The sequence below is a fragment of the Colwellia sp. SU-HH01172 genome (assembly GCF_057553355.1).
Map to the genome: position 1 here is coordinate 1,153,317 of NZ_BAAJMB010000001.1, position 14,260 is coordinate 1,167,576.

Sequence of the window (14,260 nt, forward strand, 5' to 3'; positions counted from 1 at the left end):
TATTACATTTTTCTAATATAGCAATATTATGACAGAACGCTCTGGCTTGCTATTGACTCGACAAGGAAATACTTTGAATTATCAACGCATTTTGAACTTTGCCATCGCAAAACCTAAAGTCATTTACACGATAGTGCTGTTAGTGACCTTGTTAAGTTTAGCGATGTTGCCCTTGATAGAAATCGATACTGATCCCGAAAACATGCTCAGCCAAGATGCCCCCGCAAGAGTATTTCACAATCAAATAAAAACTGACTTTTTAATGCGCGATATGATTGTCGTTGGCTTAGTCAGTGAAAAGAACATTTTCACTCCCGACACCTTGGCCACTGTTGAGCACTTAACTAATGATATTCTTCAGCTTGATGGCGTGATCAAGCAAGACTTATTATCATTAAATGTTGTCGATAACATTCGCCAGCTCACTGACGAAAACGGTGCAAGCCAAGGCATTGTTTTTGAATACTTAATGAAAAATGCGCCGACAGGTTCACAAGGTAGTGACGCTATCCAAAAAGCAGTAAAGCGCTTACCTATGCTCAACAACACCTTAGTTTCAGGTGACAACAAAGCCATTGCCATTTATGTGCCTATCGTTAATAAAGATCAAAGTTACATTATCGCTGAACAAATCAGAGCATTAAGCCTTAACTACATTAGCGCTAACGCAAACAATTTAGCATTTCACATCACAGGTTTACCGGTTGCAGAAGACCAATTTGGTTTTGAAATGTTTGTTCAAATGGGCGTTGCCGCTCCCTTAGCGGGCTTGGCCATATTTCTTTTGTTGTGGTATTTCTTTCGTAATATTCCTCTCATCATAGCCCCTATGGTGGTTGCTATGGCGACAGTCTTGATCATTATGGGCAGTTTAATTGGCTTAGGCTTTACCGTACATATCATGTCTTCAATGATCGCAATCTTTTTAATGCCAATTGCTGTTGTTGACTCGGTGCATATTCTGTCTGAATTTGCTGATCGCTACAAAGCTGGAGACAAAGCGTCTGCGACAGTAAAACAAGTCATGGGGCATTTGTATAAGCCTATGCTGTTTACCTCAATTACCTCCGCCATCGGGTTTTATTCACTAATGTTGACGCCAATTCCACCAGTGAAAGTATTTGGCGCTTTTATCGGCACAGGCATACTATTGGCCTTCGTTCTCACCATTACCTATATTCCAGCTTATATCGCACGCATGAAACCTGAAACGTTAGCAAACTTGCAGCGGGCCATAGCGAAAATGGAGCAAAAAGGGCGATTAGCAAACAGCTTACAGCAACTTGGAGCTTTTTCGGTTAAGCGAGTCAAACTCATCTTACTGATGTTTATTGCACTATTTGTCTTAAGCGTCGAAGGCATTAGCCGCATTGAAATTAACGATAACCCGGTTAACTGGTTTAAAGCGGATCATGAAATTCGCATTGCCGACAAAGCGCTTAATCAACATTTTGCCGGCACTTACGACGCGTGGTTAGTATTTAACAATAATGCCAACAGCGAAGCCGAGGCAGTAAATAACTTTAAACAGCAGTTATCAACAGTAAATGCCAGTGCAACAAAGTCAGCAGTCACAAGCTTATTAAAAGATTGGCAGCAAACCATAAATAAAGCCGCTGCTGATACAAAAAATTCTGCACAAGCACAGCCCTTCTTCACTGAAAATTTATTAATTGCACTGGATGATCTGCGCTTTCAAGCATCCGACGATGAGCAAGCTTGGCTTGAGCAGTTATACGATATCAGCGAGCAAGCATTAACAGCAAAACAAGTATTTACTGAGCCGGCAATGTTGAATTGGTTAGCGAATTTACAACAGGCATTAGTTGAACAGGGTGATGTCGGTAAAGTTAACAGCTTAGTTGATATTGTTCGCACCGTGAACCGCGAACTTAAATCTGGTGACGATATAGACTTTGCCGTTCCAAACAGCACTAACGGGGTGGCACAAACATTACTACAATTTCAATCTTCACATCGACCACAAGATTTGTGGCATTTTGTTAGCCCTGACTATCAAAAAACCTTACTTTGGTTGCAAATGACCAGTGGTGATAACCAGCATATGACTAACGTGGTGAGTTGGGTTGAAGACTACATTAGCAGCAACCCGCCTCCGACAAATGTTCAGTATCAATGGGCAGGTAAGTCGTATCTTAATGTCGTGTGGCAAGATGCCATGGTCAGTGGCATGATTGATAGCTTATTATCATCATTTATCGTGGTGTTTTTAATGATGATGATACTTTTCAGATCGATAAAATACGGTGTGCTAGCTATGCTACCGCTAACATTCACCATCACCATGATTTATGGCCTCATTGGCTGGTTTGGCAAGGCTTACGATATGCCTATCGCAGTTTTGTCGGCACTAACTTTAGGGCTGTCGATTGATTTCGCCATTCATTTTATCCAAAGAGTTCGCGAACTTGAAAATGAATATAACAGCCTAAGTCAGGCACTTTTGGCGATGTTTGAAGAGCCAAGCCGTGCCATCACGCGCAACGCAATCGTTATTGCCATCGGGTTTACGCCCTTGTTACTGTCGCCGTTAATGCCTTACATCACAGTTGGCTTTTTCTTAGCAAGTATTATGCTGCTATCGGCCTTAGTCACTTTGGTTTTATTACCCGCACTTTTAACACTATTAAAGACTAAAAGTGAAACAACGCACAAAACAACAACGGCTTAATATGCCGCTATTTGATTAGGAAAAAACGATGAATATCTTTACCAAAAGTCAATTTTCAAGTTTTGTTCAAAACAGCAAATTTGTCGCGTTAACTCTGTTAACGACTTTAGCGTTTCAAGTTTCGGCACAAGCAGAGCAACCTTCAAGGCAATTGAATGTTAAGCAAATCATTGATAAGGCTAACTTAGCTGCCTACTACGCAGGCGATGATGGTAGTGCCCAAGCACGGATGATCATTGTTGATGAAAACGGCCAAAAGCAAATGCGACAATTCACCATATTACGTCAAGATGAAAAAGACTTAGGTGATCAAAATATGTTGGTGTTTTTCTCTCGCCCCAGCAATGTAAAAGGCACGGTTTTTCGTGTTGAAAAACATATCCAACAAGACGACAATCGTTGGCTATATTTGCCCGCACTCGATTTAGTTAAGCGCATTTCTGCTGGCGATAAACGCACCTCATTTGTCGGTTCACATTTCTTTTATGAAGATGTTTCAGGCCGTAACCCCAATGAGGACACTTTTACATTAATAAGTGAAAATAAAGACAATTATGTTCTTAATGCGGTACCCAAAAACAAACAATCTGTCGAGTTTAGTTCTTATACCGTTTCCATTAGTAAAAACAATTTCTTGCCGGTAGAAAGCATTTATTTTAATCAAAATAAACAAGCGGTTCGTAAAATGACCGTACTTGATGTCAAAAACATTGCCGGTAACTCGACGGTTATCAAGTCGCGCATCACAGACCTGAGCAATAACAGTTATACCGAAATGCAATTTCGCAAGGTAAAGTATGATATTGGACTACCCAAAAGTATTTTCAGTGAACGCAGCATGCGCACGCCTCCGAAAGCTTGGTTGAAGTAAAAATTAAATATGGTTTATTCATTGTTGCAAGGAAAATTAGCAAGCTTCGTTATTGTGAGCTTGCTGTTGGTGAGTTTCAATTCTACCTCGGCAAACATGCAAGATGCTGACGTATTATCAAATAGTAAATCGATACAGCAAACCGAAGATGACGACTGGGCAGATGAATGGGCCGAGGAAGAAGAGAGTTCACCGTGGCAAGTAACTGGCTTTGTTGAAGCTGCATATGGCCAGTTCTTACAAAGTAATGTTGTCGAGAACTCGGCGGCGTTAAATGAATTTAGAGCGCGAGTAAATATTGATTATAGCCATCGCTTTTTTGAATTTAATGGCAAAGTTGATAACACTTATGACGCGGTTTTAAATAAGGCAATATGGCACACCCGCGAATTAAACTTCGCCGTGAGCCCGCTCAACTTTGTTGATGTTAAAATTGGCCGACAAGTGCTTACTTGGGGTACAGGCGATTACCTGTTTCTTAATGATTTATTTGCTAAAGACTGGCAATCGTTTTTTTCAGGTCGTGCTGATGAATATTTAAAAGCGCCATCGGATAGTGTAAGAACTAATTGGTATTTCGACCATGTAAACTTCACTTTAGTTTGGACGCCTGATTTTACCCCAGATCACTATATCACTGGCGAGCGTTTCTCATTCTACTCACCGCAAATGCAACAAATTATCGCGCCAAGCCAAGCCTTTCCGGTCATCAAAACCAACAAATCCCAATGGGCAGCTCGGCTGAATACTCGCGTTAATGACATTGAGCTATCACTTTATGGTTATCAAGGTTTTTGGCCGACACCTGTGGGCAGTAAATTACCTGCAGAAAAAGCATTCATCAATAACCTTGAAGACCAAAGACATGGCTATTTTCCCAAATTGAATTCGTGGGGCTTCAGCGCCTTAACGGCATATTTAGGGGGAATAGTTAATATGGAATATAGTAGTTACAATAGCATTGAAAACTCACAAGGCAGTAACAATGCCATTGCCAATGGCCAACATCGCTTGTTAGTCGGTTACGAACGGGAGGTCATAAAAAACCTCACTGCCAGTGTGCAATATTACCTTGAACGAACTAAGCATTACCAAGCGCTAGTAGCAAATAGCAATTATCCTGAGCAACTTGTTGATGAAAATCGCCAATTACTCACCCTACGTTTAACCTATAGCACTAAGCAACAAACACTAACTTACTCATTATTTAGTTTTTATTCGCCAACTGATAACGATGCCTACTTGAAGCCGAGCATCGACTACCGTTACAACGATCAATGGCAGTTTAGCGCCGGCGCTAACGTATTTTTCGGCAAAGATGATTATTCGTTTTTTGGTCAACATCAAGACAATAGTAATGCTTGGTTAAGACTTCGTTACCAGTATTAAATTGTCATAAATAACCGCTACGTACACTATGATGACGCAAGTGAAAGACAGCTTCAACGAATTGCATTCAGTTATTACTAAGAAGTATCAGTAATTCGCAAACCTATAGGTTAGAGATACGGTAAGTCACTAAAAATAAAGAAATAAGTTTCAACAGGGTGACGCGTAACTAGTGAAAATTCTCACTAATTACCGGCTTTTTCCCATGAAATTATTTCAATGTTAATTTAACAGATTGAATTTATTATGATTTCTGATAACTTATTGAATATTGAAGTAGACGTTATTACTGAGACGTCTATATAGTAAGCTGTTATACGTATCTATATACGCACTTACCTCAACTTTATGGAAAACTAATGGAAAGAACAATTGCTTTACTTTTATGTTTATTGTCTTCACACGTTAATGCGATAAGTATTTATTGTAGTGGAAAAATAGAGAACACTTATATTCAAGATAATGGTGACGTGGTTATCAAAGGCACTTGGCGCAATAGCTGGACAAAAATATGTAATACATCAGAGCCTGTAAATTGTTCATTATGGACTTCATACGTTGCGACCGCTGTCAAAAGCAATTTAGATGTAATTGTTAACTATAATGTATCCAATGGAGAAACCTGCGCTACTCTACCAACATATAATCAGTCTCCTAAACCAACTTACATAATGCTAAAAAACCCATCATATTAAATATACGTATAACAAATCACTCAAAAGGACAAATAACAGTTGGTTTTTACTCCTTCGTCGCTTATTTTAACCAACTATTATTTGCCTCTTAGTGAGGCGTTATGTATTAAATAAACAATGGAGTGTACTCATGAAAAAGAACAAATTAATTAAAGTATTTTTGCTACTATTTTTTATATCGATAGGAGCTAGTGCTAACTCAAGTTTTGGAAACAAAAATGTTGTAAAAATCATCGTCCATGATTCAGGTAATATATATGTATATTTTTCTGGAGACACAATCCATAGTGAAAACTGTGATTCAAAATCGACATACGTATTACCTAAAGATAATGTGTTTTTTAAAGAAATGTATTCGGGTTTATTGGCTTCAATGCATTCAGGCGCTAAAGTAAATGGTTGGGTAAATGGTTGCTATGACGTTTGGGGGAATACTAAAACCAAAATAACTAGGTTAGATTTCACACCTAATACTTAACAAACTGTTCAAACGGGACATTATATTTTGCGAGGAGTTTGGGTGTAAATTCATAGGGAAATGGATATTAGCTTCATTTGTTATGCCTATCGTAACAATAATCGCTACTACTCTTGGTATTGGTATGTCACTTCAAAAGATAATATTATTCTTTTGGCCTAGCTCAATTTTTCTTATGTCGTTGGGCGCTAGAGAAAACCAAATATCAGGTGTAACATATTTGATCAATGGCTGTTTTATCCAACGCTCTTTTATATATTATTGTCGGCAGTATAATTTATCTGCTTTTTTATAAGCTTACTGAGTCAAAGGAATATATAACAAGCCACTAAAGTCGGGATTGCTAACAGTTGGCTCAGTTTCGTTTCACTACATATTGTAGCCAATAATTATCAGCCCCTTATTGGGCCATTATGTAAATACGAGGTTTTTGGATGAGTTATCAAGAAAATAAAAGCTACATTATGGATGCTGTCGCTTGGCAAGATACCTTGCTTCAATCCTATCGTTCATTGCATATAACTATACAATCCATTTTACTTGCGATTAGTGTTGCCCTAGCCGTTACCGCTCTAAATTTGAATGATTTCCCATCTTTAACGATAGTATCATGTGTCTGTGTTGTTATTCACTTAGCTATTTTAATATTGCAAAGGTTTAGTACATCCAAATTCTCTGGCGTCGTGAAAGCTCGTGGTAATGACATAAACTGGTGGCATAAAGAACTGTTAAAAGTTGAGCATAGTAGCCCATCCGACGAAAGGTTTTTTACCAAATTTAAAGTGCATCAACAGGCCAGGAGACATGACTTCCTTCATCTAGAACAGTTGTTTTTACAGTCAAGTGGAAACCTTACCGAGAACGACATTGATACATTAATAGGTAAAGGAATTGGACATACAAGAAGAGTTATAGATCAGCAACTTTTTACATGGGTAAGTTGGATTTGTGTCTTATTATTCATTGTAACGTGTATCGGTCCTGTTTATGGGCTTGTTTGTAAATTTACATAACAAGTCGTTTAAAAAGACAAAAAACAGTTGGCTTTTGCTCCTGTGTCGCTAATTTTAGTCCGCTTAATGCGGGTGTTAGAAGAGCACCACAAACTAGGTGTATTACAAAAGGATTTATAATGTTCAAAATACTTGTTGCTAGTTTAGTTTTTATCATCGAGTTACATTCTTCGTTTGCGAAAGCAACCGATATTGCAAACCTTAATCCAATACAGTCACTTAAAGTAAAATCTAAGCATTTTAAAGAAGCAATAGAGTATAATGTTACGTTGCCTAAAAGTTATAATGAGGCTAAAGGAAAAGATAAAAAATACTTTGTTATTTTTGATTTACATCCTCGCAGTCAACCTTACCTTAGTGGCTTACATGATTGGCTAAGCCATAACGGTGATTGGCCTTGGCTTGAATCAATAGTCGTTACTCCCGCCAGTTACAACCCAGAATTTGCTAAGTTGTTCGAGCAAATAGTTAGTGAACCAACAAATCAAACAATGCTTGATTATTTTGAATATGATCTACTAAGCAGCATAGATGAAAAATATAGAACTAATGGGTTTAAAATTTACAGTGGCTTTATGGGAAATGGGGCATTAGGGTTGTTTTCTCTACTCAATCGCCCTAAATTATTTAACGCTTATATTATTTCTAGCCCTTCATTGGCTGATGATTTTGGTTTAATAACGTCAGAAGCAAAGAAAAAGCTAAGCTCAAATGACGAACAAATGCGATTTTTGTACCTTGCCACAGGTAATCATCGCTATGAACAAGGAAATTTACCGTCTTTCGAATTATTAGAAAAAGCTTTGCAAGCCTCAGCACCAAAAACTCTTGATTGGCAAGTTCATCGTAACAATAACAATAATTATATGTCACAACCAGTCGTTTCCATTGTAAATGGCATTGAAGCTCTTTTTAGTGACATTCATACAGACCTTGAAGTTGATTCTGAAGTTTCCAAGAATGGAGTTCAGGCTATAATCAATTATTACGAAAGAATTTCTGATAAGAAATATGGCTTTGAAGTATCAGCTGAAGGATCTTTAAAGGCACTTGCTAAATCATTAATGACAAGCGATCCTCAGAAAGCATTGTCTATATACCAAAAAACAGTCGAGCTTTATCCTGAGTCTGCATACGCACTATCATCACTCGCGAAGGCGCATTCGGATATTGGAGAAATTAATAAGGCGGTTATATACCAAACTCAAGCGGTTGAAAAATCCAAAGCAATGATTGTCTGGCATCAAAATAAGCATAAACAATATTTAGACAAATTTAAATCAAAGCTAAATAAAATCAATGAATAAGCATTTGTAACAAAGCACTCAAAAAGAACAAAAGCGGTTGGCTTTTACTCCTGCGTAGCTAATTTTAGCCAACTACAATTTACCCTGTAACGGGCGTTATAAAACCAGAGGAATTATCGATGCCGACCAAAAAGCACAAACGAAAAGCTTCAGCTCACTCTATATCTAAACCAGTGAAACCACCAGGGCTTATATCTTCACACCCTAAAGCTTTTCTTTTAATTGGTCTGTTTTTTATGTTGGTAAGTGTGTACCTTTTAGCTTTTGAAGCTCAAGATAATGCAATGTTTGGAGTTGCTATGCTTGCTCTTGTTGCCGGTGTGGTTTTAGCCTTTTCTGCAAAGATTGCTATGTCTAAAAGAAGGAACAATTAAGTACGGATTTGAAGGCCACACAAGGCTTTCAAGCGGGATAAATTGTAGTTAGCTATTTCCGCTTCGCTACACATTTTAGCCCAACTACAATTTCCCCCTTAGCAGGGCATTAGCTTTACAGGAGTCGTAACTAAAAATGGCGTTCAATAAAAAATTAATTTTAAGTTTTATACTTTTAATTTTAACTGCTTGTGCTAGTTCCACAAAAAATATCAAAAAGAACCAAAAACTAGAATCGAATCAAGGAATAGTAGTAACTAAAATCAATTCAAACTGGACTGGCTATAATAATCCTTTAGCAACTGATTTAGAGTTTTTATTTACTCATGAAGAAAGTAACAAGAAAAGTTCAAAATTTGTGCTTTCAAAGGAAAATGATTTAAAAGTTGTAGCTTTAGCAGCTGGCAACTACCAGTGGCTCCGCATTCGATTTGGTAATTATTATATGGATTTAGAAGGCGGGTTTACAATAGAACCAGGTCAAGTAACGTATATTGGAGATATATATTCTCACTTAGATCTTAATTTGTTTAGTATGTCGGGAACGTCTAGAGTTACCAATGAATCAGAACAGATAATGAATGATTTAAAAGATAATTATCCTATGCTTTTAGAGCGACATATTTTCACTACCAATTTGTCAACATTGAAGCAAATGTAAAGCTAATAAGCCATTAAACAGGGACAAAATATAGTTGGCTTTTTGTTCACTTTGTTCATCCATTATAGCCAACAATATTAAGCCCATTAGTGGGGTATTAGCTTTTCGGAGAAATATGGATTACTCAAAATATACCATCAATGAACTAATCGATTGTGTTAATAATATCGATAAAGATACAAATCCTGAAAACTACAAAAAGTTAATTACTGAAATAGATAAAAGAAAACCAGATATTGAAGCTTTCAAAAATAAGCAGCATGAAGAATTCTCCTTTTCTACTGAAAATAAAATTAGGTTATTAAGCTGGTTACAAATAGCGACCTCTATTGGTTTTTTGATTGCTTTTATCAATGTTTTGTTGGGTTCCATGGAGTCTACTGATCTCATTATCTACAGTATTATTGCTTCTTTTAATGGTGTGGCAGGCTATCGACTTTTAAAACGAGCAAGCTATGGTTTTGAGTTATCTTATATTAATCAGATACTTCAAATTGTAACGTTTAATACCGGCACTTTATTTTTTACATATACTGGATTGGGTAGCTTTTTAGTGGGTATTGAAAGTAGCACAGTGTTTTTTAATTTCAGCATTTTAAATGCTGACTTTAGATTGTATGTTGGAGAAGCTCTAGGGCAATTTACAGTTGGTGTAGATTTGGTAGCAGTTTTCTTTATATTTGTACTTAACTCTTGCAAAGAGTTGGGGTTACATGAAAAAACTAATAAGGCATTCAAACCGAACACGTAACAGTTGGCTGGGTTCCAATTAGTTTCGCATCATAAATACATCTAACGCCTCTTATTTAGGCGTTAGATGTATCTATGGAGCCGAGTAAGTGTCGAGTTTAAGTGAGTATTAATGCCCGAAAGCACACTTAATATCTGCTTCGGTTAAACCTATCTAACTTACTATAAGAAAATAACACCAGCTAGCTAATAACAATAACCAAGGTAGTACTAGTAGTGCTTTCCTCCACGTAGGGTTAGCTTTACTAATTGCTGCCTGCTCGTTAGCACTTGGGGTTGTCGCAGCTTTGGCTTGTAAACTTTTCTTTCGTTGCTTGTCCCGTTCGCGGGCTTTCGCTTTTTGTTGTTTTTTGTACTCACTAATGCCCTTTTCAATACCTTGAGCGATCAGTTTAGTTTGCTCTTTGGTTTGTGCTTTTTTTTGGGTGCCTTTAGCGATTTTTAATGCTTCATTTTGTACTTCAGTTGAAACTTTAGTTGTCAAAAGTAATACTCTTCTCTCAATCGAATATATGGGTATAATGCCATTATTAATACATAATTTTAAGTACAAAGCTTGTTAGTTTACACAGGCTGCGGCAAACTAATCATAAGTCACCTTATTGATAGTTACTTCCAATAAAATAGAGAGAAAAATGAGCGATTCACTGAGCACAGCCAAAAACCAAATAATACAAATGTTATCGATGCAAGACGCGATGAATTCACGCGTGAGTGAAACTTGGCGTGATAACAACTATGAGTGGTATCGTGCCATTTGGGTTGAGTGTGCTGAAATGCTAGATCATCACGGTTGGAAGTGGTGGAAACATCAAGAAATTGACGTTGCACAAGTACAATTAGAGTTAGTAGATATTTTTCATTTTGGCCTCAGCTTGCGTTTAATGGCGGGTGGCACAATTGAAGAAATTACCGCAACGTTATCAACAGAACTGACACAAAATAGCGGCGAAGAAGACTTTAAAATTGCCTTAGAAAACCTTGCTTCTGCTGCTGTTAGCAACAAAGCATTTGACGCTGTAGCACTTGCGGATTGTATGCGTTTAATGTCGATGGATTTGAATGAATTATTCCGCCAATACGTTGGTAAAAACACCTTAAACTTTTTCCGCCAAGATCACGGCTATAAAGAAGGTAGCTACATAAAAATGTGGCACGGCGAAGAAGACAATGAAGTGTTAGCAAACTTGGTCAACACGTTAGACGCCAGCGCGTCAGACTTCCAACAACAACTTTACGCGGCACTTGAAGCGAAGTACCCAAGATAAGCATAATATCAAAACGATAGTGTCTATATAAATCAATCAGTTAAGTCTGTATCCTCGACGGTTTTTTACTGGTTGATTTATACATAAGCCATAATCACATCTCTGGCGCAGTTTTTGCTTTATCTAAGTACTTAAGATAAACGTCAAGAATTTGAACAGCCGGAGATGTATATGGAACTTATTTTATTTGCCATGATCAGCCTTATTGTTATTGTTGCTATGCTAGCGAGTCGCTTGAACGACAATAGCTTTCCATTTCCTTTTGATCGTAAAACTGCCATTTTCACCCCAGCTGAAAAAAACTTTCAGAACTTGGTCGAACAGGCAATGGGTGGTCGATATCGTATTATAAATCGTGTCAAACTTGCTGATATTGTTACTATTCGCAATGGCGTTTCTAATCGTGCTGGCCAAACTGCAGCCAATAATGCCAATAGTAAATATTTAGATTTTGTTATCTGCGATCGAGATACCATGAAACTTCTAGGTGTTATTGATTTAGTTGATACCAAAGGCAAAGGCTATAAAGTAAAAAAAGATTGGTTTGTAAGTGGCGCTTTAGAAGCGGCGGCAATTCCACATATTCGTATTAAGGTAAAAGCAAATTATACCATAGATGAGATCCGCGCTTGCATTAACAGTCGCATATTAGGGAATAGTGCCCCGACACCTCAGGTGAAAGGCCGAATTATTCCTGCTCCTTTGGTTAAGGCTCGTCCGAAAAATGTTGGCGCTTTATCTCCTGCAGCTGCCCAGCTTCAATTACAAAAAGACAGCCCTGCGATGGCGAGGCAGTTATCGTCTCCGCAAGTAGCTGCGTTACCGCACTAGGCATACTTTCATTGCTTAGCAACTAACAAATAAAAAAAGCAGACCTTAATGTCTGCTTTTTTGTTGACACTGATAAAAGATTTTCCTCGTAAGTCGCGCTATAATCCGCGCATAAACAAGGGCGAAGCGTTTTCGCAATAAATTTGACAGGATTAAAGTTAATGAAAGCAGGTATTATTGGTGCAATGGAACCAGAAGTTGCAATTTTAAAAGGTAAATTACTTAATTGCACAACCTCTACGCACGCTGGCTACACCTTTTATCAGGGGCAATTAAACGGAACCGAGGTTGTTATTGTGCAATCGGGCATAGGTAAAGTTCCTGCGGCATTAGCCACTGCAATTCTTATTGATAAGTTTCAGCCCGACTACGTGGTAAATACCGGCTCTGCCGGCGGTTTCGAGCAATCATTAAAAGTTGGTGATATCGTCATTAGTTCAGAAGTTCGTTATCACGATGTCGATGTTACCGCTTTTGGTTACGAAATTGGCCAATTGCCGGCCAATCCACCGGCCTATATTCCACACCCAGAACTAGTTTCAGCGGCGAAAATAGGTATTAGCTCACTTGAAAATATTCAAACTTTAGTTGGCTTGATCACCACAGGTGACACCTTTATGACTAAAGATGACGACATTGCTAAAGCCAGAGCAAACTTTCCAACGATGGCTGCGGTAGAAATGGAAGGTGCCGCTATTGCCCACACTTGTCATCAGTTTAATACTCCTTTTGTCGTCATTCGCTCTATGTCTGATATTGCTGGTAAAGAATCGCCAAGTTCTTTTGAAGCATACTTAGAAACCGCATCGGTAAATTCTTCTCAGTTAGTTACGAGTATGTTGGACGCCTTAAAAGGAAAATCATTAAGCTAATGGAGAGTTTGAGTCATATTATAGCCAGTCCTCATTTGTATTCTGCTGCGGTCATGTTGTTATTAATGATCGCGCTAAAAGCAATACTTGGCCTATTTATTACTCATCAGCCGTTATCATTTTTTAGCTTTTATTGTCAGCGCTTAGCCGACAAAGTTAATAACGCCAACAACAGTGCTCGACAGCAAAATATCTCAGGTTTAATTGCCATATTAGTAACGTTAACGCCTTTACTGGTTATTTTATGGCTGTTTGAGATTTTTATCGAAGTGGAATGGCTATGGCACGGTTTACTATTGTATTTTGCTTTAGGAAATATCGGCTTGAACCGAGTAAATAAAAATATTGCTCGCGAGCTCGTTGCCAATAATAACTATCAAGCAAAACAGCTGGCTGAGCCTTATTTATTAAGAGAAACCAAGCAATTATCAGCACTAGGGATCAGTAAGGCTTGCATTGAAATGCAGCTATTACGAAGCTCACAGTTGTTGGTTGGTGTTGGCTTTTATTATCTAATGTTTGGGCCGCTTGTCGCCCTTTCATTTCGCTTACTGTTAGAAATGCACTATGCATGGAATATTAAATCATTTCGCTTTCTACATTTTGGCGCCGCGGTTAATCATATTGTAAAATTATTACAATGGTTACCGTCGCGACTATTTGCGATAATTTTACTTTTAGGCACGGTTGGGCAAAATACCTTACTGTGTTGGCGACTCACTAAAGGTAAGTTCTTACAAATAGGCAACAGTTTACTCTTGCATATTCTCGCTTTAAGTTTGGAGATTCGACTGGGTGGTGTGGCTATGTATCAAGGTAGTAAACTACGTAAAGCTAGCTTTAATGACCAAGCAAGACAACCGCAAGTCACTGACATCATACATGCTAGCAAACGTATTCATTACGCGCTGTATATCTGCATTCTGTTAGTAATGATGATAGCCATTGTTTCATATGCGAGCTCAGGGCGAAGTTAAGCAGTCAAAAGCTTTGATATTGCAATGAAAACAGTAGACAATTATTTTTAGTCGCATAATCAACTGGCAATATAGCCAATCA

General features: G+C 38.0%; 15 protein-coding genes. 14 read left to right on the top strand and 1 reads right to left on the bottom strand.

Annotation, left to right across the window (positions count from 1 at the left end):
- Nucleotides 1-28 precede the first annotated feature (28 nt).
- The 10 genes from AC27JP_RS05075 to AC27JP_RS05120 all read left to right on the top strand — a co-directional run bounded on the left by AC27JP_RS05075 (nt 29) and on the right by AC27JP_RS05120 (nt 10,231).
- Entirely contained in the window at nt 29-2,692 is a 2,664-nt protein-coding gene (locus tag AC27JP_RS05075) for an efflux RND transporter permease subunit (protein WP_487112667.1), read from the top strand.
- A gap of 28 nt (nt 2,693-2,720) precedes the next feature.
- Complete coding sequence (locus AC27JP_RS05080; protein ID WP_487112669.1) at nt 2,721-3,563, top strand: outer membrane lipoprotein-sorting protein; 843 nt, start codon at nt 2,721-2,723, stop codon at nt 3,561-3,563.
- Nucleotides 3,564-3,572: 9 nt separating this feature from the next.
- Nucleotides 3,573-4,952, top strand: coding sequence for a hypothetical protein (locus AC27JP_RS05085; RefSeq protein WP_487112671.1), 1,380 nt, complete (start codon nt 3,573-3,575; stop codon nt 4,950-4,952).
- 359 nt (nt 4,953-5,311) lie between these two features.
- Nucleotides 5,312-5,647 (top strand): hypothetical protein, encoded by a 336-nt coding sequence (locus tag AC27JP_RS05090; RefSeq protein WP_487112673.1) that lies wholly within the window; start codon nt 5,312-5,314, stop codon nt 5,645-5,647.
- A 130-nt stretch (nt 5,648-5,777) separates the two neighbouring features.
- Nucleotides 5,778-6,125 carry a hypothetical protein gene (locus AC27JP_RS05095; protein WP_487112674.1) on the top strand — a complete coding sequence of 116 codons (348 nt, stop codon included), beginning with the start codon at nt 5,778-5,780 and terminating at the stop codon, nt 6,123-6,125.
- A 434-nt stretch (nt 6,126-6,559) separates the two neighbouring features.
- Entirely contained in the window at nt 6,560-7,138 is a 579-nt protein-coding gene (locus AC27JP_RS05100; protein WP_487112676.1) for a hypothetical protein, read from the top strand.
- A gap of 119 nt (nt 7,139-7,257) precedes the next feature.
- The gene (locus AC27JP_RS05105; RefSeq protein ID WP_487112678.1) at nt 7,258-8,445 is read left to right on the top strand and encodes an esterase; all 1,188 of its coding nucleotides are present in this window, start codon (nt 7,258-7,260) and stop codon (nt 8,443-8,445) included.
- A 119-nt stretch (nt 8,446-8,564) separates the two neighbouring features.
- Nucleotides 8,565-8,819, top strand: a complete 255-nt coding sequence (locus AC27JP_RS05110) for a hypothetical protein (RefSeq protein ID WP_487112680.1) — start codon at nt 8,565-8,567, stop codon at nt 8,817-8,819.
- A gap of 136 nt (nt 8,820-8,955) precedes the next feature.
- Nucleotides 8,956-9,480, top strand: a complete 525-nt coding sequence (locus AC27JP_RS05115; RefSeq protein ID WP_487112682.1) for a hypothetical protein — start codon at nt 8,956-8,958, stop codon at nt 9,478-9,480.
- A gap of 115 nt (nt 9,481-9,595) precedes the next feature.
- Nucleotides 9,596-10,231 (top strand): hypothetical protein, encoded by a 636-nt coding sequence (locus AC27JP_RS05120; RefSeq protein WP_487112684.1) that lies wholly within the window; start codon nt 9,596-9,598, stop codon nt 10,229-10,231.
- 153 nt (nt 10,232-10,384) lie between these two features.
- Here AC27JP_RS05120 and AC27JP_RS05125 read toward each other — a convergent pair whose 3' ends face one another.
- Nucleotides 10,385-10,714, bottom strand: a complete 330-nt coding sequence (locus tag AC27JP_RS05125; RefSeq protein ID WP_487112686.1) for a DUF2956 family protein — start codon at nt 10,712-10,714, stop codon at nt 10,385-10,387.
- 163 nt (nt 10,715-10,877) lie between these two features.
- On the opposite strand from AC27JP_RS05125, the gene AC27JP_RS05130 reads away from it, so the two are divergent.
- The 4 genes from AC27JP_RS05130 (at nt 10,878) to AC27JP_RS05145 (ending at nt 14,178) form a co-directional block, all read left to right on the top strand.
- Complete coding sequence (locus tag AC27JP_RS05130; protein WP_487113471.1) at nt 10,878-11,498, top strand: dUTP diphosphatase; 621 nt, start codon at nt 10,878-10,880, stop codon at nt 11,496-11,498.
- A gap of 171 nt (nt 11,499-11,669) precedes the next feature.
- Complete coding sequence (locus AC27JP_RS05135) at nt 11,670-12,329, top strand: DUF2726 domain-containing protein (protein ID WP_487112688.1); 660 nt, start codon at nt 11,670-11,672, stop codon at nt 12,327-12,329.
- A gap of 161 nt (nt 12,330-12,490) precedes the next feature.
- On the top strand, nt 12,491-13,201 hold the full coding sequence (mtnN, locus tag AC27JP_RS05140) for a 5'-methylthioadenosine/S-adenosylhomocysteine nucleosidase (RefSeq protein ID WP_487112690.1): 711 nt from the start codon (nt 12,491-12,493) through the stop codon (nt 13,199-13,201).
- An 8-nt stretch (nt 13,202-13,209) separates the two neighbouring features.
- Nucleotides 13,210-14,178 (top strand): cobalamin biosynthesis protein CobD/CbiB, encoded by a 969-nt coding sequence (locus tag AC27JP_RS05145; RefSeq protein WP_487112692.1) that lies wholly within the window; start codon nt 13,210-13,212, stop codon nt 14,176-14,178.
- Nucleotides 14,179-14,260: the final 82 nt, after the last annotated feature.

Coding starts and splice junctions, on each gene's coding strand:
- AC27JP_RS05115 (WP_487112682.1), top strand. CDS start 8,956: ATGGCGTTCAATAAAAAATTAATTTTAAGTTTTATACTTTTAATTTTA.
- AC27JP_RS05105 (WP_487112678.1), top strand. CDS start 7,258: ATGTTCAAAATACTTGTTGCTAGTTTAGTTTTTATCATCGAGTTACAT.
- AC27JP_RS05080 (WP_487112669.1), top strand. CDS start 2,721: ATGAATATCTTTACCAAAAGTCAATTTTCAAGTTTTGTTCAAAACAGC.
- AC27JP_RS05110 (WP_487112680.1), top strand. CDS start 8,565: ATGCCGACCAAAAAGCACAAACGAAAAGCTTCAGCTCACTCTATATCT.
- AC27JP_RS05085 (WP_487112671.1), top strand. CDS start 3,573: ATGGTTTATTCATTGTTGCAAGGAAAATTAGCAAGCTTCGTTATTGTG.
- AC27JP_RS05090 (WP_487112673.1), top strand. CDS start 5,312: ATGGAAAGAACAATTGCTTTACTTTTATGTTTATTGTCTTCACACGTT.
- mtnN (WP_487112690.1), top strand. CDS start 12,491: ATGAAAGCAGGTATTATTGGTGCAATGGAACCAGAAGTTGCAATTTTA.
- AC27JP_RS05100 (WP_487112676.1), top strand. CDS start 6,560: ATGAGTTATCAAGAAAATAAAAGCTACATTATGGATGCTGTCGCTTGG.
- AC27JP_RS05120 (WP_487112684.1), top strand. CDS start 9,596: ATGGATTACTCAAAATATACCATCAATGAACTAATCGATTGTGTTAAT.
- AC27JP_RS05075 (WP_487112667.1), top strand. CDS start 29: ATGACAGAACGCTCTGGCTTGCTATTGACTCGACAAGGAAATACTTTG.
- AC27JP_RS05095 (WP_487112674.1), top strand. CDS start 5,778: ATGAAAAAGAACAAATTAATTAAAGTATTTTTGCTACTATTTTTTATA.
- AC27JP_RS05135 (WP_487112688.1), top strand. CDS start 11,670: ATGGAACTTATTTTATTTGCCATGATCAGCCTTATTGTTATTGTTGCT.